At 40.8% G+C, this 21,198-nt stretch carries 27 protein-coding genes; all 27 read right to left on the minus strand.

Going from position 1 to position 21,198, the window contains the following annotated elements:
* Positions 1-3: 3 nt before the first annotated feature.
* The 27 genes from rplO to rpoB all read right to left on the minus strand — a co-directional run bounded on the left by rplO (position 4) and on the right by rpoB (position 21,075).
* A complete protein-coding gene (gene rplO, locus WG943_RS02880) occupies positions 4-450 on the minus strand; it encodes a 50S ribosomal protein L15 (protein ID WP_340406666.1) in 447 nt (148 codons plus the stop codon).
* A 1-nt stretch (position 451) separates the two neighbouring features.
* Positions 452-631 carry a 50S ribosomal protein L30 gene (gene rpmD / locus WG943_RS02885; RefSeq protein WP_340406667.1) on the minus strand — a complete coding sequence of 60 codons (180 nt, stop codon included), beginning with the start codon at positions 629-631 and terminating at the stop codon, positions 452-454.
* A 5-nt stretch (positions 632-636) separates the two neighbouring features.
* Positions 637-1,155, minus strand: coding sequence for a 30S ribosomal protein S5 (gene rpsE / locus WG943_RS02890; protein ID WP_187066961.1), 519 nt, complete (start codon positions 1,153-1,155; stop codon positions 637-639).
* 5 nt (positions 1,156-1,160) lie between these two features.
* Positions 1,161-1,508: a 50S ribosomal protein L18 gene (gene rplR / locus WG943_RS02895; protein ID WP_340406668.1), complete on the minus strand. Its 348-nt coding sequence runs from the start codon at positions 1,506-1,508 to the stop codon at positions 1,161-1,163.
* Positions 1,509-1,516: 8 nt separating this feature from the next.
* The gene (rplF, locus tag WG943_RS02900; RefSeq protein ID WP_340406669.1) at positions 1,517-2,071 is read right to left on the minus strand and encodes a 50S ribosomal protein L6; all 555 of its coding nucleotides are present in this window, start codon (positions 2,069-2,071) and stop codon (positions 1,517-1,519) included.
* A 14-nt stretch (positions 2,072-2,085) separates the two neighbouring features.
* Complete coding sequence (gene rpsH / locus WG943_RS02905) at positions 2,086-2,484, minus strand: 30S ribosomal protein S8 (protein WP_340406670.1); 399 nt, start codon at positions 2,482-2,484, stop codon at positions 2,086-2,088.
* A gap of 90 nt (positions 2,485-2,574) precedes the next feature.
* On the minus strand, positions 2,575-2,844 hold the full coding sequence (gene rpsN / locus WG943_RS02910) for a 30S ribosomal protein S14 (protein WP_187066957.1): 270 nt from the start codon (positions 2,842-2,844) through the stop codon (positions 2,575-2,577).
* Positions 2,845-2,848: 4 nt separating this feature from the next.
* On the minus strand, positions 2,849-3,403 hold the full coding sequence (gene rplE / locus WG943_RS02915; RefSeq protein WP_340406671.1) for a 50S ribosomal protein L5: 555 nt from the start codon (positions 3,401-3,403) through the stop codon (positions 2,849-2,851).
* A 1-nt stretch (position 3,404) separates the two neighbouring features.
* Positions 3,405-3,725: a 50S ribosomal protein L24 gene (rplX, locus tag WG943_RS02920; RefSeq protein WP_340406672.1), complete on the minus strand. Its 321-nt coding sequence runs from the start codon at positions 3,723-3,725 to the stop codon at positions 3,405-3,407.
* 18 nt (positions 3,726-3,743) lie between these two features.
* On the minus strand, positions 3,744-4,112 hold the full coding sequence (gene rplN / locus WG943_RS02925) for a 50S ribosomal protein L14 (protein ID WP_147920494.1): 369 nt from the start codon (positions 4,110-4,112) through the stop codon (positions 3,744-3,746).
* A 1-nt stretch (position 4,113) separates the two neighbouring features.
* Positions 4,114-4,371 carry a 30S ribosomal protein S17 gene (gene rpsQ / locus WG943_RS02930; RefSeq protein WP_340406673.1) on the minus strand — a complete coding sequence of 86 codons (258 nt, stop codon included), beginning with the start codon at positions 4,369-4,371 and terminating at the stop codon, positions 4,114-4,116.
* 15 nt (positions 4,372-4,386) lie between these two features.
* The gene (gene rpmC / locus WG943_RS02935; RefSeq protein WP_340406674.1) at positions 4,387-4,587 is read right to left on the minus strand and encodes a 50S ribosomal protein L29; all 201 of its coding nucleotides are present in this window, start codon (positions 4,585-4,587) and stop codon (positions 4,387-4,389) included.
* A 3-nt stretch (positions 4,588-4,590) separates the two neighbouring features.
* Positions 4,591-5,013, minus strand: a complete 423-nt coding sequence (gene rplP, locus WG943_RS02940) for a 50S ribosomal protein L16 (RefSeq protein WP_340406675.1) — start codon at positions 5,011-5,013, stop codon at positions 4,591-4,593.
* Positions 5,014-5,043: 30 nt separating this feature from the next.
* Positions 5,044-5,799, minus strand: a complete 756-nt coding sequence (rpsC, locus tag WG943_RS02945) for a 30S ribosomal protein S3 (RefSeq protein WP_340406676.1) — start codon at positions 5,797-5,799, stop codon at positions 5,044-5,046.
* Between the two features lie 3 nt (positions 5,800-5,802).
* Positions 5,803-6,195, minus strand: a complete 393-nt coding sequence (rplV, locus tag WG943_RS02950; RefSeq protein ID WP_340406677.1) for a 50S ribosomal protein L22 — start codon at positions 6,193-6,195, stop codon at positions 5,803-5,805.
* A gap of 2 nt (positions 6,196-6,197) precedes the next feature.
* The gene (gene rpsS, locus WG943_RS02955; RefSeq protein WP_219875615.1) at positions 6,198-6,476 is read right to left on the minus strand and encodes a 30S ribosomal protein S19; all 279 of its coding nucleotides are present in this window, start codon (positions 6,474-6,476) and stop codon (positions 6,198-6,200) included.
* A gap of 3 nt (positions 6,477-6,479) precedes the next feature.
* Positions 6,480-7,304 (minus strand): 50S ribosomal protein L2, encoded by an 825-nt coding sequence (rplB, locus tag WG943_RS02960; protein WP_340406678.1) that lies wholly within the window; start codon positions 7,302-7,304, stop codon positions 6,480-6,482.
* A gap of 10 nt (positions 7,305-7,314) precedes the next feature.
* Entirely contained in the window at positions 7,315-7,602 is a 288-nt protein-coding gene (rplW, locus tag WG943_RS02965; protein WP_340406679.1) for a 50S ribosomal protein L23, read from the minus strand.
* A 2-nt stretch (positions 7,603-7,604) separates the two neighbouring features.
* Positions 7,605-8,231, minus strand: a complete 627-nt coding sequence (rplD, locus tag WG943_RS02970; RefSeq protein ID WP_340406680.1) for a 50S ribosomal protein L4 — start codon at positions 8,229-8,231, stop codon at positions 7,605-7,607.
* Between the two features lies 1 nt (position 8,232).
* Positions 8,233-8,850: a 50S ribosomal protein L3 gene (rplC, locus tag WG943_RS02975; protein WP_340406681.1), complete on the minus strand. Its 618-nt coding sequence runs from the start codon at positions 8,848-8,850 to the stop codon at positions 8,233-8,235.
* A 179-nt stretch (positions 8,851-9,029) separates the two neighbouring features.
* Entirely contained in the window at positions 9,030-9,335 is a 306-nt protein-coding gene (gene rpsJ / locus WG943_RS02980) for a 30S ribosomal protein S10 (RefSeq protein ID WP_007654312.1), read from the minus strand.
* Positions 9,336-9,346: 11 nt separating this feature from the next.
* On the minus strand, positions 9,347-11,449 hold the full coding sequence (fusA, locus tag WG943_RS02985) for an elongation factor G (RefSeq protein ID WP_340406682.1): 2,103 nt from the start codon (positions 11,447-11,449) through the stop codon (positions 9,347-9,349).
* Positions 11,450-11,451: 2 nt separating this feature from the next.
* A complete protein-coding gene (gene rpsG, locus WG943_RS02990; RefSeq protein WP_187066943.1) occupies positions 11,452-11,919 on the minus strand; it encodes a 30S ribosomal protein S7 in 468 nt (155 codons plus the stop codon).
* Positions 11,920-11,938: 19 nt separating this feature from the next.
* Entirely contained in the window at positions 11,939-12,355 is a 417-nt protein-coding gene (rpsL, locus tag WG943_RS02995) for a 30S ribosomal protein S12 (RefSeq protein ID WP_137759984.1), read from the minus strand.
* 105 nt (positions 12,356-12,460) lie between these two features.
* The gene (locus WG943_RS03000; RefSeq protein WP_187066941.1) at positions 12,461-12,778 is read right to left on the minus strand and encodes a DUF3467 domain-containing protein; all 318 of its coding nucleotides are present in this window, start codon (positions 12,776-12,778) and stop codon (positions 12,461-12,463) included.
* A 5-nt stretch (positions 12,779-12,783) separates the two neighbouring features.
* Positions 12,784-17,100 carry a DNA-directed RNA polymerase subunit beta' gene (rpoC, locus tag WG943_RS03005; RefSeq protein ID WP_340406683.1) on the minus strand — a complete coding sequence of 1,439 codons (4,317 nt, stop codon included), beginning with the start codon at positions 17,098-17,100 and terminating at the stop codon, positions 12,784-12,786.
* A 102-nt stretch (positions 17,101-17,202) separates the two neighbouring features.
* A complete protein-coding gene (gene rpoB / locus WG943_RS03010) occupies positions 17,203-21,075 on the minus strand; it encodes a DNA-directed RNA polymerase subunit beta (protein WP_340406684.1) in 3,873 nt (1,290 codons plus the stop codon).
* Positions 21,076-21,198 lie beyond the last annotated feature (123 nt).

Raw genomic sequence — 21,198 nt, forward strand, 5'->3', positions numbered from 1 at the left:
CTACTAAATCGCAACTGTTTTACCGCCTGCTTTTTCTATTGCTTCGGTAGCTGACTGAGAGAAAGCATGGGCATGAACTTCAACACCTTTATTAATCTCGCCTCTACCTAAAACTTTAACTTTATCATTCTTAGAAACTAAACCGTGTGCCTTGAAGAAATCAAAGTTAAATACAGTTTCATTAGTTGATTCAGCTAAAGCTTGAATAATATCAATGTTGATACCTTTATACTCAACTCTATTGATGTTTTTAAAGCCATACTTAGGTACACGTCTCTGAAGTGGCATTTGACCACCTTCAAAACCTGATTTTTGTGAATAACCAGAACGTGATTTAGCACCTTTATGACCTCTAGTAGAAGTACCACCTCTACCAGAACCAGTACCTCTACCAATTCTCTTACGAGCCTTAATAGACCCTTCTGCAGGTTTTAAGGAGTTTAAATACATTTTAAATATCTTTTACTTGTACTAAGTTATGAACCTTGTTTACCATACCAGCAATCTGAGGTGTATATTCAACAGTCACTGATTTATTGATTTTACCAAGTCCTAATGCTTTTATAGTAAGCTTCTGGTTCTTTGGCCTGTCAATAATGCTTTTGATTTGTGTTATAATAACCTGAGCCATCTCAATTAACCGTTAAATACTTTCTGAAGATTTACACCTCTCTGCTGTGCAACAGCTAAAGGATCACGCATCTTAGATAATGCATCAAATGTAGCTTTAACTACGTTGTGTGGGTTTGAAGAACCTTTAGATTTGCAAAGTACATCTTTTATACCGGCACTTTCTAATACTGCACGCATTGCACCACCTGCAATTACACCAGTACCAGGAGCAGCTGGTTTCACCAAAACAAATCCTCCAGAATACTTGCCTTCCATAGCATGAGGAACAGTATTATGATACACAGGAACCTTTACTAGATTCTTCTTAGCATCATCAATACCTTTTGCAATTGCATCAGTTACTTCATTAGCCTTACCTAAACCATAACCTACAACACCATTACCGTCACCTACAACTACAATGGCAGCAAAGCTGAATCTTCTACCACCTTTAACAACCTTGGCAACGCGATTAATAGCTACTACTTTCTCTTTTAATTCGATTTCGCTAGCTTTTACACTACGTATATTATTCTTCAACATAACTTTTAGAATTTAAGGCCAGCTTCACGAGCGCCTTCTGCCAATGATTTTACTTTACCATGGTATAAGTAACCAGCACGATCAAACACTACCTGAGTAATACCTTTCTCAAGGGCTTTAGCAGCGAGTTCTTTACCAACTCTGTTGGAGGTTTCGATGTTGGACTTCGCATCATCAAGCTTAGCTGAAGAAGCAGCTACTAGTGTTACACCAGTAGTATCATCGATGATCTGTGCATAGATAGCTTTATTGCTTCTAAAAACAGACAGTCTAGGTCTTTCAGCAGTACCAGATACTTTATTTCTGATACTTCTCTTAATTCTAAGTCTTCTTGTTACTTTATTAGCAGACATGATGATGATTATTTAGACGCTGTCTTACCAGCTTTTCTTCTGATTACTTCACCTACAAAGCGAATACCTTTACCTTTGTAAGGCTCAACTTTACGCAGTGATCTGATTTTAGCAGCAACTTGACCTAACAATTGCTTGTCATTACTCTCTAAAGTAATTATCGGTGATTTACCTTTTTCGGTAACTGCAGTAGCAGCAACTTCAGAAGGAAGCGTCATGAAAATATTATGAGAGTAACCCAATGCTAACTCTAAAACATCTCCCTGCACAGTAGCTTTATAACCCACACCAACAAGCTCTAACTGCTCTTTGTAACCTTCGCTTACACCAACAACCATGTTGTTGATCAAAGATCTGTAAAGACCATGCATAGCTTTATGACGCTTTTGCTCTGTAGGACGCTCAACGATAATCTGGTTGTCTTCCTGCTTAACTATGATATCTTTGTCAACTGCAGTACTTAAAGAACCCTTAGGTCCTTTAATTGTTACTACATTATCATTACCGATATTAACTTCAGTATTATTAGGCAGGCTGATTGGCAATTTTCCTATACGTGACATTGTCTATCCTCCTATTAATAAACGTAACATAATACTTCGCCACCTACGTTAAGTGACTTAGCCTCTTTTTCCGTCATTACGCCTTTTGAAGTTGACAATATAGCGATACCCAAGCCATTTAATACTCTTGGCATAGCCTCACTTCCAGCGTACTTACGTAGCCCTGGCTTACTAACCCTTTCTAATTTAACAATAGCAGATTGCTTAGTGTTAGGGTTATACTTCAGAGCTATTTTGATTGTACCTTGTACTGAAGAGTCTTCAAATTTATAACTTTGAATATACCCTTTGTCGTACAATACTTTTGTTATCTCTTTTTTTATCTTGCTAGATGGTATTTCAACTATTCTGTGGTTTGCCTTGATGGCATTACGCACTCTAGTTAAATAATCTGCTATTGGATCTGAGTTCATTACGAATCACTTAAATAATGAATGCTTACTCTAAGCGAGCGGCAAAGATACAAATATCTTTTATACTTTCTTAGCGTGTTAAGAAAATTATTACCAGCTCGACTTTGTTACACCAGGAATTTTACCCATAACAGCAAGTTCTCTGAAAAGAACACGAGAAATACCAAATTTCCTCATATATCCTCTTGGACGTCCTGATAACTTGCAACGGTTATGTAGCCTTACAGGCGATGCATTGCGCGGTAGCTTATCCAATGCATCATAATCACCATTAGCTTTAAGTTCAGCTCTTTTAGCAGCGTATTTTGCTACTAATTTTTGTCTTTTAAGCTCTCTAGCTTTTACTGCTTCCTTAGCCATGTTTTTATTTCTTGATGTTAGTGAAAGGCATACCAAACGCTTTTAGCAATTCATAGCTTTCTTCGTCAGTATTTGCCGTTGTAACAAAAGTGATGTCCATACCAGTGATAGACTTAATTTTGTCGATGCTGATTTCTGGGAAAATAATTTGCTCTTTAACTCCAAGAGTATAATTACCACGTCCATCGAAGCCTTTTTCGCTAACACCTCTGAAGTCACGAACTCGTGGAAGAGCAATTGTTAAAAGGCGATCAAGAAACTCATACATTTTCTCACCTCTTAATGTAACCCTAGCACCAATTGGCATACCTTCACGAAGTTTGAAATTTGAAACAGACTTCTTCGCAATAGTAGCAACTGCTTTTTGACCAGTTATAGTTGTCAGCTCTTCAACACCGATATCAACTAATTTCTTATCAGCTACTGCAGCACCGATACCCTTGTTAATAGAGATTTTGGTGATTTTAGGCACCTGCATTACGTTCTTATATTGGAACTTCTCCTTCAGGGCAGGCACTACCTCATTCTGATACTTTTCTTTTAATCTTGTAGTAGCCATTTTAGATTACTTCTCCTGTTTTTTTAGAATAACGCTCTGTTTTTCCTTCGCTGTTTTTTCTGCTTCCTGCTTTTAATGTATCACCTTTAGCGTCAACTAAAGCAACATTACTAGCATGAATAGGAGCTTCTACTTTAGAGATTCCACCTTGAGGGTTTTTTGCACTTGGTTTAGAATGTTTCGTCACCAAATTCAGTCCTTCTATAGTTACTTTCTGCTTTTCAATATTAACAGCGATTATGCGGCCTGTCTTGCCACGCTCGTCACCAGCAATTACTTTTACTGTATCGCCAGTTTTTACATGAAGTTTTTTCTTATTCATCTTAATCTGAATTAGGGATTATAGAACTTCAGGAGCTAACGAAACAATCTTCATGAATTGCTTTTCACGAAGCTCACGCGCAACTGGTCCGAAGATACGTGTACCGCGTGGTTCATTGTTTGCATTCAGAAGAACTGCAGCATTATCATCAAATCTGATATAAGAGCCGTCTTTTCTTCTAACCTCTTTTTTAGTTCTTACGATTACTGCTTTCGAAACAGTACCTTTTTTTACGTTACCAGAAGAAAGAGCTGATTTAACAGTCACTACAATTCTATCTCCAATTGAGGCATACTTCTTACCAGTACCTCCCAATACACGGATACATAGTACTTCTTTAGCACCACTATTATCCGCAACAGTAAGTCTTGATTCCTGCTGTATCATTTTACTTCGCTCTTTCTATTATTTCTACTAAACGCCAGTTTTTATTCTTGCTTAGCGGACGAGTTTCTTGAATTCTCACATAGTCACCTATGTTGCACTCGTTCTTTTCGTCGTGAGCCATGAATTTTGTGGACTTGCTAAGGAACTTCCCGTAGATTGGGTGCTTCATTCTGCTTTCCACTAACACAGTGATAGATTTGTCCATTTTATTGCTAACAACCTTACCACTTCTTTCTTTTCTAAGATTTCTCTCTTCCATGATTTCTTTTAAGTATTAAGAGTTAGCCTCAATTTCACGACGTGTTATCTCTGTGTTTAGACGAGCGATTAAACGCTTTGTCTCACGGATTCTCATCGGGTTCTCCAATGGAGATATAGCATGTGCAAAACGAATGTTTTGCATGTTGGAGCTCTCAGTATTAAGCTTCTCTTTTAACTCTTCTAAAGATAAAGCTTTTATCTCTGAATTTTTCATATACTATTTCTCAACGTAATCTCTACGTACTACAAACTTTGATTTAACTGGCAGTTTTTGTGCAGCTAGTCTTAATGACTCCTTTGCTACCTCTAAAGAAACACCATCAGATTCAAACATGATAGTGCCTGGCTTTACAACTGCTACCCAATACTCAGGTGAACCTTTACCTTTACCCATTCGAACTTCGGCTGGCTTCTTGGTAACTGGTTTATCAGGGAAGATACGGATCCATACTTGACCCTCACGTTTCATAGCTCTTGTCATCGCGATACGAGCGGCCTCAATTTGGCGGCTGGTAATCCAGGATGCCTCAAGAGATTTGATTGCAAAAGAACCAAAGGAAATAGTACTGCCTCTATGAGCCAGACCTTTCACACGGCCTTTTTGCATTTTTCTATATTTAGTCCTTTTTGGCTGTAACATTTTCTAAAACTTAATAATGTTAGAGAACAATTATTGGCGACGCTTACGCTTTGCCGCACCGTCAGGCTTCTTGCGATCGCCACGGCCTCTTCTTTCACCACCACCTTGGTTGCTTGGTCCGCCTTTGCTTTCTAAGCCAGCGTTTGGAGTAAGATCTTTTTTGCCGTATACTTCGCCTTTAAAGATCCATACTTTGATACCAAGTTTGCCATACACTGTCTGTGCTTCTGATAATGCGTAGTCGATATCTGCACGCAAAGTATGAAGAGGAGTTCTTCCTTCTTTGTAATGCTCTGTTCTTGCCATTTCAGCACCGCCTAAACGACCTGAAACTTGAACTTTGATACCTTCAGCACCAACACGTAGAGCAGATGCAATCGCTTGCTTCATGGCACGACGGAAAGAGATACGAGCCTGTAGCTGTTGAGCAATTGACTCACCAACTAGCTTTGCATCAAGCTCAGGACGCTTAATTTCAAAAATGTTGATCTGAACATCTTTGTTAGTTAGCTTCTTAAGCTCTTCTTTAATTTTATCTACTTCCTGTCCACCTTTACCGATTACAACACCTGGACGTGCAGTATTGATAGTGATGGTGATACGCTTAAGCGTTCTTTCGATTATTATTTTAGAAATACCGCCTTTAGGGATACGCGCTAAAATGTATTTTCTGATTCTTTCATCCTCGATCAGCTTCTCAGCGAAATCTTTGCCGCCATACCAGTTAGAATCCCAACCTTTAACGATGCCGAGGCGAAAACCAATTGGATTTACTTTCTGTCCCATTTCTTACTTGTTGGCTTTATTAGATTTCTTAGATTGCTTCTCGATCTGCTCTTCAGTCATTGTGTCAATGACTAGTGTTACATGGTTTGACCTTTTTCTGATTCTGTAACCACGCCCCTGAGGTGCAGGACGAAGACGCTTTAACATCTTACCTTCATCTACAAAGATTTCTTTAATGAAAAGATTTGCATCTTCAACACGAGCATCTTCGTTTTTCTGCTGCCAGTTTGCTAAAGCTGATAAAAGAAGCTTTTCAAGTTTAGCTGCGCCAGAGTTAGGTTCGAATTTAAGAATACCCAAGGCTTTTGAAACGCTTTTGCCGCGAATTAAGCCAGCTACTAATCTCATTTTACGAGGAGAAGTAGGCACATTATTTAATTTAGCTACTGCTTCCATGATTAACGCTTGCCTTTATCTTTTTTAGCAATGTGACCTCTGAAGTTCCTTGTAGGAGCAAATTCACCAAGTTTGTGACCTACCATGTTCTCGGTAACATAAACTGGAATGAATTTATTTCCATTGTGAACTGCGAATGTATGACCAACGAATTCAGGAGATATCATTGATCTGCGTGACCAAGTCTTGATAACTGTTTTCTTACCAGACTCGTTCATTACATCGACTTTTTTCTGGAGCCTATAGTCAATATAAGGCCCTTTTTTTAATGATCTAGCCATTTATTATTTCTTTCCTCTATTAACTATAAGTTTCTCAGAATACTTGTTCTTGTTTCTGGTCTTTAGACCTTTAGCATATAAGCCCTTACGTGAACGTGGATGACCACCTGAAGACTTACCTTCACCACCACCCATAGGGTGATCAACTGGGTTCATAGCAACACCACGTACTCTTGGACGTTTGCCTAACCATCTGTTACGTCCAGCTTTACCTAGCTTCACGTTCATATGGTCAGAGTTAGAAACAGTTCCTACAGTTGCATAGCAATTAACCAATACCATTCTTAGTTCGCCAGAAGGTAGTTTGATAGTCGCATATCGTCCTTCACGTGCTACTAGCTGTGCATATGATCCAGCGCTACGAGCAAGAGTTGCACCATTGCCTGGCTGTAGTTCAATATTATGAATAATTGTACCTAGAGGAATATCAGATAAAGGTAAGCAATTACCTACTTCTGGTGCGTTTCCTGGACCTGATACTATAACAGTACCAACTTGTAATCCAGCTGGAGCAATAATATAGCTTTTCTCACCATCAGCATAGTATACTAAAGCGATACGTGCAGTTCTGTTTGGATCATACTCGATCGTTTTAACAGTTGCAGGCACACCATGTTTAGTACGCTTGAAATCGATAACTCTGTATTTCTTCTTATGACCACCACCGATGTAGCGCATAGTCATTTTACCAGAGTTGTTGCGTCCACCAGATTTTTTGATTGGTGCCAACAAAGATTTTTCTGGAGTAGACGTCGTAATCTCATCGAATGCTGGCGCTACTCTAAATCTTTGACCTGGTGTTGTTGGTCTTAACTTTTTTAAAGCCATTTTTACTTAATTATATACCGCTGTAAAAGTCTATAACTTCACCTTCTTTAACGGTGATGATTGCTTTTTTAATCAGAGAAGTACGGCCTGTAACAGCACCTGATTTCGTATACTTGGTTTTCACTTTACCAAGTGATCTCATTGTCGCCACTTTTTCAACAGTTACGCCATACATTTTTTCTACTGCCTTCTTGATCTCCACTTTGTTGGCTTTTTTATCAACCTCGAAAGCGTATTTACCTGTCTCGTTCATGGCAGCAAACTTCTCTGTAATTAGTGGTCTTTTTAGAACGTTCATAATTATGCGCTAAAGAGGGTTTCTAATACATTAACCGATTCTTCTACCAGTATTAATTTATCCGTGTTAAGCAGATCGTATGTATTTAAATCCGCAGCAGTTGCAACCTTTAATTTAGGTATGTTTCTGCCTGATAAAACAACATTCTGATTAACTGAAGGAGTAACTACTAGAGTTTTACCAGTTAAACTAAAGTTTTTAAGAATAGAGATCATCTCTTTCGTTTTAGGAGTGTCTAAAGAAAATGACTCAACTAAAGCGACTTTGTTATCTCTAGCTAGTAAAGAAAGAGCAGATAAACGTGCTACCTCTTTAAGCTTTTTATTTAATTTAAAGCTGTAGTTTCTTGGCTTTGGACCAAACACTCTACCACCACCAACAAAAAGAGGAGATTTAATGCTACCTGCACGAGCACCGCCTGTGCCTTTTTGTTTCTTGATCTTTTTCGTAGAGCCTGCTACTTCATTACGCTCTTTTGATTTATGCGTACCTTGTCTCTGATTTGCCAGGTACTGCTTTACGTCAAGATACATTGCATGCTCATTTGGCTCTAGACCAAATATAGCATCAGAAAGTGTTACCTTTCTGCCTGTATCCTCACCTTTGATATTTAATACAGAAAGCTCCATTTTACTTCTCAATTAACACGTAAGAATTCTTGGCACCTGGTACAGAGCCACTAACTACTAGCAGATTTCTGTCTGCTATAACACGAACCACCGTCAGGTTTTGGATTTTAACTCTGTTACCTCCCATTCTACCAGCCATGCGCATTCCTTTGAATACTCTTGATGGCCATGAGCAGGCACCAATTGAACCAGGGTGTCTTGCCCTGTTATGCTGACCGTGAGTTTGACCACCCACACCAGCGAAGTTGTGACGCTTTACTACACCTTGAAAGCCTTTACCTTTCGATGTACCTACTACGTCTACGAATTCTCCCTCTACAAAAAGGTTAACATCTACTGTGTCACCCAGATTGAAAGAAGCTCCTTCAACGTCAAATTCAGCAACTTTTTTCTTCGCAGAAGTACTTGCTTTTTTGTAATGACCAGCTTCCGCTTTCGTTACTCTTTTTAACTTCTTCTCGCCATAGCCAAGCTGTACAGCTTCATAGCCATCAGTCTCGACTGTCTTCACCTGAGTAACTACACATGGTCCAGCTTGTATAAGCGTAACTGGTGTGTATTTACCATCCGATGTGAAGAGGCTTGTCATTCCGATTTTTTTACCGATAATTCCAGGCATTCAACTTGTTTTTAAAGATGGATACAATAATTTTATCCCTCAGTTTTGCTAAGGGAGTGCAAAGTTAATAATTTTTCCACTTCTTTAACAAACCTTTTATAAATTATTTATTATCAATGCCTAAAATAAAAAAAGGAGAGCCTTTCGACTCTCCTTTTTTTATTTTATTGTAGGTTCTATCAAACTTTGATTTCTACATCAACGCCACTTGGTAGTTCTAGCTTCATTAATGCATCTACTGTTTTAGAACTAGTTGAATAAATATCTACTAGTCTTTTGTAAGTGCAAAGCTGAAACTGCTCACGTGACTTCTTGTTCACGTGTGGCGAGCGAAGTACTGTGAATTTATCCTTTTCTGTAGGAAGTGGAATTGGTCCGCTTACGATAGCGCCAGTTGCTTTAACAGCTTTCACAATTTTCTCAGAAGACTTGTCTACTAAGTTGTGATCGTAAGACTTAAGCTTTATTCTTATTTTCTGATTCATTTCTATACTAATTATTTAGCTGCTGTTCCTTTAACTTTAGCAACGATGGCATCAGCCAGGTTTTGTGGTACTTGCTCGTAGTGAGAGAAAGTAAGAGAGGCAGTTGCTCTACCTGAGGTAATAGTACGCAAGTCTGTTACGTAACCGAATAGTTCTGATAAAGGAACATCAGCCTTCACTACAGTTGCAGTACCTTTTGTATCCATACCTTTCATGATACCTCTTCTTCTGTTCAAGTCACCTGTAACTGGACCTGTATACTCATCTGGAGTGACTACATCTACCGCCATAATTGGTTCAAGAAGTTTTGGAGCACATTGCTTACCTGCTTCTTTGAAGCCTTGACGAGCAGCTAATTCAAATGATAGAGAGTCAGAGTCAACATCGTGGAATGAACCGTGGAACAGGCGCACTTTCATTGAGTCTATTGGGAAGCCAGCAAGAATACCGTTTTTCATTGCTTCCTCAAAGCCTTTCTGAATAGCTGGAATAAATTCTTTTGGAATTACACCACCAACAATCGCGTTTTCGAACTCCAGTCCTTGCTTACCATCTTCGCGTGGGCCCATTGTGAATACAATGTCAGCGAATTTACCACGACCACCTGACTGTTTCTTGAACACTTCTCTGTGCTCAACACTCTTAGTTATAGTTTCTTTATAAGCAACTTGTGGAGCACCCTGGTTCAATTCTACTTTAAACTCGCGCTTCATACGGTCGATGATGATCTCCAAGTGAAGCTCACCCATACCGCGAAGAATAGTCTGACCAGTTTCTTCGTCTGTATTTACCTGAAGTGTTGGATCTTCTTCAATAAGTTTAGCAATTGCCATACCCATTTTGTCAGAGTCAGCTTGAGACTTAGGCTCAATTGCATATCCAATTACTGGCTCAGGGAATTCCATTGATTCAAGTACAATCTTTGCATTCTGGTCACAAAGTGTATCACCAGTTTTGATGTCTTTGAAACCTACTACTGCACCGATGTCACCAGCCTCTAATCTATCAATTTGATTTTGCTTATTGGCGTGCATCTGGAAAATGCGTGATATACGCTCTTTGCTGTTCGAACGTGTGTTGTACACATAAGAACCTGACTCAAGAACACCAGAATACGCACGTACAAAGCATAGACGACCTACATAAGGGTCTGTTGCAATCTTAAATCCTAAACCAGCGAACGGCTCAGTCACGCTTGGCTTACGAGCTATTTCTTCACCAGTATCAGGGTTTGTACCTTTAATGCTTTCCTTATCCATTGGAGAAGGGCATAGCGCCATTACATAGTCAAGCATTGTTTGTACACCTTTGTTCTTGAAAGAAGAACCGCAAAGCATTGGAACAATGGCAAGGTCTATTGTCGCAGCACGTAGGGCAGCAAGAATTTCATCTTCAGTAATTGAGTTTGGATCTTCAAAGTATTTCTCCATTAAAGATTCATCATACTCAGCTACCGCTTCCAGAAGTTTCTCTCTGTACTCTTCAGCTTCTTCCAGCATATCATCCGGAATAGGAACTTCAGTAAAGGTCATGCCTTTATCCGCTTCGTTCCAAACGATACCTCTGAAGTTAACTAAGTCAACTACTCCTTTGAAGTTATCTTCTGAGCCAATCGGTAACTGAAGTGCTACCGCATTGCTGCCTAGCATTTCTTTAACTTGCTTACAAACAGCTAAGAAATCAGCACCTGAACGGTCCATTTTGTTAACGAAACCGATACGTGCTACTTTATAGTTATCCGCAAGTCTCCAGTTAGTCTCAGACTGAGGCTCTACACCATCAACTGCACTAAACAAGAAAACAAGACCATCTAGTACACGCAGTGAACGGTTTACTTCTACTGTGAAGTCAACGTGACCTGGTGTATCAATGATGTTAATATGATAATCGTTTCCTCTGTATGGCCAGTTTACTGTTACAGCAGCAGAAGTAATAGTAATACCTCTTTCCTGCTCCTGCTCCATCCAGTCTGTAGTAGCACCACCTTCGTGAACCTCACCTAGTTTGTGTGATTTACCAGTATAGTAAAGTATACGTTCCGTAGTAGTGGTTTTACCAGCATCGATGTGTGCTGCAATACCAATATTCCTTGTGTATTTTAAGTCTCTTGCCATTACTAGAATCTAAAGTGTGAGAATGCTTTGTTTGCTTCTGCCATTCTGTGCGTGTCGTCTTTTTTCTTAACGGCAGCACCTTCACCTTTAGCAGCTGCAATTATCTCACCTGCTAATCTGTCTTTCATTGTCTTCTCACCTCTCTTGCGAGCGTATGATATCATCCATTTGATACCAAGAGATACTCTGCGGTCCGGACGAACCTCAGTCGGCACTTGGAAAGTAGCACCACCTACCCTGCGGCTTTTAACTTCGACACTAGGCATGATGTTGTTCAATGCCTTCTTCCAAGTTTCAAGACCGTTCTCTTTTGTTCTTTGCTCTACTAATTCTACAGCGTCGTAGAAGATACCATAAGCAACACTTTTCTTACCGTCAACCATCATATAGTTAACGAAACGTGTTACTAACGTCTCTTTGTATTTAGGATCAGGGAGGAGAATTCTACTTTTCGGCTTTGCTTTTCTCATTTTATTAAAACTCTATGAATTATCTTTTCTTACCACCTTTACCTGCAGCAGCCGGAGCCTGACCTGGTTTTGGTCTCTTAGCACCATACTTTGAACGTGACTGAAGACGTCCATTCACACCTGCAGTATCCAGGGCACCACGTACGATGTGGTAACGCACACCTGGAAGGTCTTTTACTCTACCACCTCTGATAAGCACAATTGAGTGCTCCTGAAGGTTATGTCCTTCACCAGGGATATAGGCATTTACTTCTTTGCCGTTTGTAAGTCTTACCCTAGCTACTTTACGCATAGCTGAGTTTGGCTTCTTAGGCGTAGTAGTATATACTCTTGTACATACTCCACGGCGCTGTGGGCATGAATCTAGGGCTGGAGACTTCGACTTCGAAGTTAATTTCTCTCTTCCCTTTCTTACTAATTGCTGTATAGTAGGCATTTATAATTTGTTAATTACAGATTTTTTCCACTCTAAAATTTGGTCTGCAAAGGTAGGAAAATCACTTTGCAAATTCAAAATTTTAATTCATTAATTATTAGCACCTTATGCTTCTCCAACCGTTCCTCCAAAGTTCATTGGAAAAGATGGCGCCTCCTGAGACTGCTTTATATCGCCAAAGCTTGCTTCGAATTTGTTGATATTATCCGCCAGAGCAGCCAAAAGTCTTTTGGCATGCTCTGGGGTAATAACAATTCTTGATTTAACTTTTGCCTTAGGCAGTCCTGGCATCAATCTTATAAAGTCAATTACAAACTCACTACTTGAATGAGCTATCATTGCCAGGTTCGCGTACTCACCTTCCGCAATCTCTTCCGTTAGCTCAATGTTTATTTGATTTTGCTTTTGCAGATCTTCAGCCATTATACTTATCTGTTTTGTAACTCCTGTTGCTTAGTTCTTGAAGACGCTTTCTTAGATTCTACCAGTGACTCGTATTCTTCTTTGTTTCCTACGATCAGGTTCTGGTATTCTCTTAGTCCTGTACCTGCTGGTATCAGATGTCCTACAATCACGTTCTCTTTCAAGCCAAGCAGTTCATCTGCTTTACCTTTGATAGCAGCCTCACTCAGTACTTTTGTTGTTTCCTGGAATGACGCAGCTGAGATAAAGCTTTGTGTACCAAGAGACGCCTGAGTAATACCTTGTAAGGTTGGCCTTGATACTGCTGGTGATGCATCACGTACAGTTACCAGGTTTAGGTCACGGCGCTTCAGGCTTGAATTCTCATCTCTCAGCCTTCTTGCTGTAACTATCTGACCAGGCTTCAAGCTAGTAGAATCACCAGCATCTTCAACAACTTTCATGTCGATGATTCTGTCGTTCTCTTCCATGAAGTTTACTTTATCAACAACTTGGTGCTCTAAGAAGCTTGTATCACCTGCGTCAACAACTACCACCTTCTGCATCATTTGGCGAACCACAACTTCAATGTGCTTGTCGTTGATTTTCACACCCTGCAGACGGTATACTTCCTGAATCTCATTTACCAAGTACTCTTGTACAGCACCAGGCCCCTGGATGTTCAGGATATCTGTCGGAGTGATAGCCCCATCTGATAATGGCATACCTGCACGAACAAAGTCATTATCCTGTACTAGGATGTGCTTTGAAAGCGGCACCATGTATTTCTTCTTCACACCGTCTTTAGACTCTATAAAGATTTCACGGTTACCACGCTTCACACTACCATAGGTTACTACACCGTCTATCTCAGACACTACTGCTGGGTTAGAAGGGTTACGAGCCTCGAACAGTTCTGTTACTCGCGGAAGACCACCTGTAATGTCACGGGTTTTACCGATAGCACGAGGGATCTTAGCAAGGATCTGACCTGCTTTAATCTTCTCACCGTTCTCAACAGTTAAGTGCGCACCTACTGGTATGTTGTATCCTTTAGATTCTCCGCTCTTAGGTGTAACTACAACAGCAGGGTTTTGTGTCTTATCTTTTGTATCGATGATAACTTTCTCACGATATCCTGTCTGCTCATCAGACTCTTCACGGTAAGTTATGCCCTCAATGATCGACTCATAAGATATCTCACCGTCAAACTCTGAAAGTATAACTGCGTTATATGGGTCCCAATGACAGATCTTATCACCTTTCTCTACTATCTGACCTTCATTTACACTAATGAATGAACCATATGGTACGTGGTTAGAGATAAACAGCTTTCCTGTGTTAGGATCAACTACTTTTACCTCGCCTGAACGGCCCATTACCACTTTTACCGTTTCACCTTCATTATTAACCGTGTCAATTGTACGAACATCTTCAAATTCGATTTTACCACCAAACTTTGCAAGTATAGTAGCCTCTACAGCAATGTTAGAAGCAGTACCACCCACGTGGAATGTACGAAGTGTCAGCTGAGTACCTGGCTCACCGATAGATTGTGCTGCAATTACACCTACAGCCTCACCTTTCTGCACCATAAATCCTGTTGCCAGGTTACGTCCATAGCACTTCGCGCAAATACCTCTTTTAGACTCGCATGTAAGTACTGAACGTATTTCTACAGCTTCGATAGCAGTGTTTTCAATAGCACGTGCAACATCTTCTGTCACTTCAGAACCTGATTCTACTATAAGCTCATTTGTGATTGGATCATATACATCGTGTACAGTTACGCGACCAAGAATACGCTCAGAAAGTGACTCCACGATATCTTCGTTGTCTTTCAGTGCACTTACTTCCAATCCTCTTAAAGTACCGCAATCTTCCTCGTTCACAATTACGTCCTGCGATACGTCTACTAGACGACGAGTCAGGTAACCAGCATCGGCAGTTTTAAGAGCCGTATCGGCAAGACCTTTACGGGCACCGTGTGTAGAGATAAAGTACTCGATTACATCCAGACCTTCTTTAAAGTTTGAAAGAATCGGGTTTTCAATAATCTCACCTACTGAGCCCTGCAATGATTTCTGAGGCTTAGCCATTAGACCACGCATACCACCCAACTGACGGATCTGCTCTCTCGAACCACGAGCACCAGAGTGCATCATCATGAAGATCGAGTTAAAGCCTTGATCATCATTCTCCAGACGGCGCATCAACGTTTCAGTAATTTGATTGTTGATTCGTGTCCAGATATCGATTACTTGGTTGTAACGCTCATTATCAGTGATCAGACCCATAGAGTAGTTTTGCCATACAGCATCCACTTCTTTCTTCGCCTGTTCAACAAGTATATCTTTTTCAGCAGGTATGTTAATATCACCAAGACCCATTGACAGACCACCTTTGTAGGCTGACTGGAATCCTAGTGTTTTGATATCATCTAGGAAGTGTGCCGTGCGAGCCATACCTGTCTCTTTGAACACTCTTGAGATGATCTGCTGAAGCTTTTTCTTAGTTAATAGTTCATCAACAAAGCCTACTTCCACTGGTACGAACTGATTAAATAGAACTCGCCCGGCAACTGTTTCGATGAGTTTCAACTCCAGTTCGCCTTTCTCATTCTTAATCATAGTTCTTACCTTAATGTAAGCCTGCTTTGATAGACGACCTTCATTGATGGCAATAATCACTTCCTCCGCAGAGTAGAAGCTCATACCTTCACCGGCAATTTTCTCTTTTTCAGTACTACGCTTTCCTTTTGATACATAGTATAAACCAAGTACCATGTCCTGAGAAGGTACTGCAATTGGCGCGCCGTTCGCAGGGTTCAGGATGTTGTGCGACGCAAGCATCAGCATAGAGGCTTCCAGTACAGCAGCAGGTCCTAGTGGAACGTGCACCGCCATCTGGTCACCGTCAAAGTCGGCGTTGAATGCCGTACACACCAATGGGTGCAACTGGATCGCCTTACCTTCGATCAGTTTTGGCTGGAATGCCTGTATACCTAATCTGTGAAGTGTAGGAGCACGGTTAAGAAGCACTGGGTGTCCTTTCAGCACGTTCTCCAAGATATCCCAAACAACAGGGTCTTTACGGTCAACTATTTTCTTTGCAGACTTAACTGTCTTAACTATACCTCTTTCGATCAGCTTGCGGATGATGAACGGCTTGAAAAGCTCGGCTGCCATGTTCTTAGGTAGACCGCACTCGTGCAGCTTAAGTTCAGGGCCAACCACAATTACCGAACGGCCAGAGTAATCAACACGCTTACCAAGTAAGTTCTGACGGAAACGTCCCTGCTTACCTTTCAGCATATCTGAAAGTGATTTCAGGGCACGGTTACCTTCTGCACGAACAGCGTTCACTTTACGTGAGTTGTCGAACAGAGAATCTACCGCTTCCTGTAGCATACGCTTCTCATTACGAAGGATTACTTCAGGAGCCTTAATCTCGATCAGACGCTTCAGACGGTTGTTACGGATAATAACACGACGGTAAAGGTCATTCAAGTCAGAAGTAGCAAATCGGCCACCATCCAATGGAACAAGTGGACGAAGTTCTGGTGGAATAACAGGCACCATACGGATAATCATCCATTCTGGTCTGTTTTCAATTCTTGTTGTAGCATCACGGAATGCCTCCACAACACGAAGACGCTTCAGTGCCTCAGCCTTACGCTGCTGTGAAGTCTCGTGTGCGGCAGCGTGACGAAGCTCGTATGATAGGTCATCCAGGTTCGTACGCTCTAGTAACATTTGCAATGCTTCAGCACCCATTTTCGCGATGAACTTGTTTGGATCATTATTATCCAACATTTGGTTCTCACGTGGGAGCTTGTCAATCATATCCAAGTATTCATCTTCTGTCAAGAAGTCTAGTGTGTTAACACCGTCTTCTGCAAGTATACCTGGCTGAATAACTACATATCTTTCATAATAGATGATCTGGTCAAGCTTCTTAGTTGGCAAGCCTAACAGATAACCGATTTTGTTCGGAAGAGATTTAAAGTACCAGATGTGTGCAACAGGAACTACAAGCTCAATATGGCCCATACGCTCACGACGCACTTTTTTCTCAGTAACTTCCACACCACAACGGTCGCAGATGATACCCTTATATCTGATTCTTTTATACTTTCCGCAGTGGCATTCCCAGTCCTTTACAGGTCCGAATATTCTTTCGCAGAATAAACCACCCATTTCAGGCTTATAGGTTCTATAGTTAATTGTCTCAGGCTTTGTTACCTCCCCGTTTGAACGCTCCAGAATCGACTCTGGAGAAGCTAAGCTTATCGTTACTTTGGAGAAGTCCTGAGTTAGCTTTTTATTTTTTGCAAATGCCATATTATTATAATAATGTCGATACAATGAATATGCCTTACAGCTACATCTTATAAAGTGCACTAAGCGCCTCGGCATTTGCCTTAGCGCTTAGTGTTTTCTTTACTATTCTAATGTGATTTCTAGAGCCAGACCTCTTAATTCGTGAATCAATACATTGAATGATTCAGGGATATTCGGTTTTGGCAACACGTCGCCTTTCACTATCGCCTCATAGGCTTTAGCACGGCCGATCACGTCATCAGATTTAACTGTAAGTATTTCCTGCAGCACGTTAGAAGCACCGAATGCTTCAAGCGCCCACACCTCCATCTCACCGAAACGCTGACCACCAAATTGAGCTTTACCTCCTAGTGGCTGCTGTGTAATCAGAGAGTATGGTCCGATAGAACGCGCGTGCATTTTATCATCAACTAAGTGACCCAGTTTTAGCATGTAGATTACACCTACTGTTACTGGTTGATCGAAACGATCTCCTGACAAGCCATCGAACAAGTATGTACGACCAAAGCTTGGTAGACCGGCCTCTCTTAGTTCAGCCTGTACCTGCTCCTCAGTAGCGCCGTCAAAAATTGGAGTAGCATATTTTCTGCCCAACTTCAGACCTGCCCATCCAAGTACAGTTTCATAGATCTGACCAATGTTCATTCGAGAAGGTACACCTAGTGGATTAAGAACGATATCCATCGGTGTTCCATCCTCCAAGAATGGCATATCCTCGTCGCGAACAATACGTGCTACTATACCTTTGTTACCGTGACGGCCTGCCATCTTATCACCTACTTTGAGCTTACGCTTTTTAGCGATGTATACTTTAGCAAGTTGCACAATACCAGCTGGTAACTCGTCTCCTACCTCAAGTGTGAAACGCTCACGCTTAAAGTGTGCTGAAACGATGTTTCTACGCTTGTTATAGTTTTTAACAAGTTCAACCAACATGCTATTCGCCTTCTCATCAGTAGTCCAGTTCTCAAGAATCAGATCTTTGAACATGTTCACCTCTTCAGGAACCGCATAGTTACTTTCGTCCTTGTATGGGTTCTTCTCTGGGAACAGAGCCTCAATTACATTCTTTCTTGAGAACTTAACTCCTTTAGAAAGTATCTCGTCACCGAACTTATGTCTGATGCCTTGAGAAGTTTTGCCTTCAAGTAGAGCTACAAGTTTATCAACCATCACATTTTTGATAGCGGTTAACTCTTTAGCATATTTTACTTTTAGTTCTTCAACTTCTTTTTTAGACTTAGCACGTAAGTTTTTATCTTTCTTAGGTCTTGAGAATAGTTTGGTGTCAATTACTACACCATTTAATGATGGCGGTGCCTTAAGAGAGGCATCTTTCACATCACCTGCTTTATCGCCGAAAATAGCACGAAGAAGTTTTTCTTCTGGTGTTGGGTCAGTCTCTCCTTTTGGAGTGATTTTACCAATTAGAATATCACCTTCTTTTACTTCAGCACCTAAACGTATTATACCGTTTTCATCAAGGTTCCTTACTGCTTCCTCGCTAACGTTTGGTATTTCTGAAGTTAATTCTTCTTCGCCTCGTTTCGTTTCGCGAACCTCAAGCTCAAACTCTTCAATGTGAATTGAAGTAAATATATCTTCACGAACTACTCTTTCTGAGATAACAATAGCATCCTCGAAATTGTATCCCTGCCATGGCATGAACGCCACCTGCATGTTTCTTCCAATTGCAAGCTCCCCTTCTTCAGTAGCATAGCCTTCACACAAAGGCTGGCCTTTAATTACACGGTTGCCTTTCTTTACAATTGGAGTCAAATTGATACATGTATCCTGGTTTGTTCTTCTGAACTTAACTAGATTGTATGTTACATACTCTGCGTCAAAAGAAACAAGTTTCTCTTCGTCAGACAGATCATATTTAACTACAATTTTGTTTGCATCAACAAAGTCTACAACACCATCACCTTCAGCAATTACAAGTGCTCTTGAGTCAATAGCAGCTCTTCTTTCTAGTCCTGTACCAACTATTGGTGCTTCAGGCTTTAGAAGCGGAACCGCTTGACGTTGCATGTTCGATCCCATCAGGGCGCGGTTAGCATCGTCGTGCTCTAAGAACGGAATAAGTGAAGCTGCAACTGATACAATCTGGTTTGGAGCAATGTCCATGTAAGTATAGGTATTAGGTTCTTCTACAGGGAAGTCACCTTCAAATCTACCTTTTACTCTTTCATGAATGAAGTTACCATCCTCATCGATTAAGGCATTTGCCTGTGCGATGTGGTGAGTATCCTCTTCCTCAGCTGTCAAATATTCAACAGAACCATCTACCTGCACTTTACCTTCGATCACCTTACGGTAAGGTGTCTCAATAAAGCCCATGTGGTTTACACGTGCATGCACGCATAATGAGGAAATAAGACCAATGTTTGGACCTTCCGGTGTTTCAATCGTACACAGACGGCCATAGTGTGTATAGTGAACGTCACGTACCTCGAAACCAGCACGCTCTCTAGAAAGACCACCTGGACCTAATGCTGAAACACGACGCTTGTGCGTTACCTCAGCAAGAGGGTTGGTCTGATCCATGAACTGAGAAAGCTGGTTTGTTCCGAAGAACGAGTTGATTACAGAAGACAGCGTTCGCGCATTGATCAGGTCAACAGGCTTAAAGTCTTCGTTATCACGCACGTTCATACGTTCTTTAATTGTACGAGCCATACGTGCTAAACCAACACCAAACTGTGCGTATAGCTGCTCACCTACTGTCCTAACACGACGGTTGCTTAAGTGGTCAATATCATCCACCACAGCTCTAGAGTTAATCAAACCGATTAGGTATTTTACAATCAGGACAATGTCCTCATTTGTCAATACTTTAGCTTCCCAGTTTGTATCTAATCCAAGCTTTTTGTTAATACGATAGCGACCAACTTCTCCTAAGTCATAACGCTTATCTGAGAAGAACAGCTTCTGGATAATATCACGTGCTGTTTCTACGTCAGGAGCTTCTGTATTTCTTAGTTGACGGTAAATCTGCTCTACTGCTTCCTGCTCTGAGTTTGAGTTGTCTTTTTGAAGAGTATTGTAGATTATGGCGTAATCCGCGATGTTTACATTCTCACGGTGCAGGATAATAGACTGCACACCTGAGTCAAGTATAACATCTATATCTTCCGGCGTAATTTCAGAGTCGCGCTCTAAAATTACCTCATTACGATCAATAGATACTACCTCTCCTGTATCCTCATCAACAAAGTCTTCTGTCCATGTTCTAAGAACACGTGCAGCAAGTCTTCTGCCGATTGAGTTTTTGAGCGTTGCCTTATCTGCTGGCACTTCTTCAGATAAACCGAATAGATCGAGAATGTCTTTGTCAGTACCGTATCCGATGGCACGTAGTAATGTAGTAACTGGGAATTTCTTTTTACGGTCGATGTAAGCATACATAACGTTGTTTACGTCAGTAGCAAATTCAACCCATGATCCTTTAAAAGGAATGATTCTGGCAGAATATAATTTCGTACCGTTTGTATGCTTGCTCTGTGCAAAGAACACACCTGGTGATCTATGCAGCTGTGATACAATAACACGCTCGGCACCGTTAATGACAAAAGATCCTTTCTCTGTCATGTATGGAATATTCCCTAAGAAAACCTCCTGTTCAATTGTCTCAAAGTCTTCGTTATCCTCATCATTACAGATCAGGCGAAGTTTAGCTTTAAGAGGAACTGAATAAGTAAGACCTCTATCGATGCTTTCATCAACAGAATACTTTGGAGGATCGATGTGATAATCGATGAACTCCAGCACGAAGTTTTCTCTGGAATCTGAGATAGGAAAGTTCTCAGCAAATACTTTGAACAAGCCTTCTTGAGCTCTATTTTCAGCTGGTGTTTCCAACTGAAAGAAGTCTTGGAACGACTGTACCTGAACATCTAGGAAGTCAGGATAGTCAATTACCGGCTTTATAGAGGCAAAATTGATTCGATCTGTCGTTTTGTTCTTAGCCAAAGCCTTGAAGTTTTACGTTTACAATCAGTTATAGGCACACAGAGTCCAAAACAGCTGTGGGCAAAAAAGGATTCAAAATTTGAATCCGTGTACAAACAGGAAAAGACCTGACGAATATGCCAG

Source organism: Pontibacter sp. H249 (assembly GCF_037892465.1).
Lineage (GTDB): Bacteria > Bacteroidota > Bacteroidia > Cytophagales > Hymenobacteraceae > Pontibacter.

Coding starts and splice junctions, on each gene's coding strand:
- rplO (WP_340406666.1), bottom strand. CDS start 450: ATGTATTTAAACTCCTTAAAACCTGCAGAAGGGTCTATTAAGGCTCGT.
- rpmD (WP_340406667.1), bottom strand. CDS start 631: ATGGCTCAGGTTATTATAACACAAATCAAAAGCATTATTGACAGGCCA.
- rpsE (WP_187066961.1), bottom strand. CDS start 1,155: ATGTTGAAGAATAATATACGTAGTGTAAAAGCTAGCGAAATCGAATTA.
- rplR (WP_340406668.1), bottom strand. CDS start 1,508: ATGTCTGCTAATAAAGTAACAAGAAGACTTAGAATTAAGAGAAGTATC.
- rplF (WP_340406669.1), bottom strand. CDS start 2,071: ATGTCACGTATAGGAAAATTGCCAATCAGCCTGCCTAATAATACTGAA.
- rpsH (WP_340406670.1), bottom strand. CDS start 2,484: ATGAACTCAGATCCAATAGCAGATTATTTAACTAGAGTGCGTAATGCC.
- rpsN (WP_187066957.1), bottom strand. CDS start 2,844: ATGGCTAAGGAAGCAGTAAAAGCTAGAGAGCTTAAAAGACAAAAATTA.
- rplE (WP_340406671.1), bottom strand. CDS start 3,403: ATGGCTACTACAAGATTAAAAGAAAAGTATCAGAATGAGGTAGTGCCT.
- rplX (WP_340406672.1), bottom strand. CDS start 3,725: ATGAATAAGAAAAAACTTCATGTAAAAACTGGCGATACAGTAAAAGTA.
- rplN (WP_147920494.1), bottom strand. CDS start 4,112: ATGATACAGCAGGAATCAAGACTTACTGTTGCGGATAATAGTGGTGCT.
- rpsQ (WP_340406673.1), bottom strand. CDS start 4,371: ATGGAAGAGAGAAATCTTAGAAAAGAAAGAAGTGGTAAGGTTGTTAGC.
- rpmC (WP_340406674.1), bottom strand. CDS start 4,587: ATGAAAAATTCAGAGATAAAAGCTTTATCTTTAGAAGAGTTAAAAGAG.
- rplP (WP_340406675.1), bottom strand. CDS start 5,013: ATGTTACAGCCAAAAAGGACTAAATATAGAAAAATGCAAAAAGGCCGT.
- rpsC (WP_340406676.1), bottom strand. CDS start 5,799: ATGGGACAGAAAGTAAATCCAATTGGTTTTCGCCTCGGCATCGTTAAA.
- rplV (WP_340406677.1), bottom strand. CDS start 6,195: ATGGAAGCAGTAGCTAAATTAAATAATGTGCCTACTTCTCCTCGTAAA.
- rpsS (WP_219875615.1), bottom strand. CDS start 6,476: ATGGCTAGATCATTAAAAAAAGGGCCTTATATTGACTATAGGCTCCAG.
- rplB (WP_340406678.1), bottom strand. CDS start 7,304: ATGGCTTTAAAAAAGTTAAGACCAACAACACCAGGTCAAAGATTTAGA.
- rplW (WP_340406679.1), bottom strand. CDS start 7,602: ATGAACGTTCTAAAAAGACCACTAATTACAGAGAAGTTTGCTGCCATG.
- rplD (WP_340406680.1), bottom strand. CDS start 8,231: ATGGAGCTTTCTGTATTAAATATCAAAGGTGAGGATACAGGCAGAAAG.
- rplC (WP_340406681.1), bottom strand. CDS start 8,850: ATGCCTGGAATTATCGGTAAAAAAATCGGAATGACAAGCCTCTTCACA.
- rpsJ (WP_007654312.1), bottom strand. CDS start 9,335: ATGAATCAGAAAATAAGAATAAAGCTTAAGTCTTACGATCACAACTTA.
- fusA (WP_340406682.1), bottom strand. CDS start 11,449: ATGGCAAGAGACTTAAAATACACAAGGAATATTGGTATTGCAGCACAC.
- rpsG (WP_187066943.1), bottom strand. CDS start 11,919: ATGAGAAAAGCAAAGCCGAAAAGTAGAATTCTCCTCCCTGATCCTAAA.
- rpsL (WP_137759984.1), bottom strand. CDS start 12,355: ATGCCTACTATACAGCAATTAGTAAGAAAGGGAAGAGAGAAATTAACT.
- WG943_RS03000 (WP_187066941.1), bottom strand. CDS start 12,778: ATGGCTGAAGATCTGCAAAAGCAAAATCAAATAAACATTGAGCTAACG.
- rpoC (WP_340406683.1), bottom strand. CDS start 17,100: ATGGCATTTGCAAAAAATAAAAAGCTAACTCAGGACTTCTCCAAAGTA.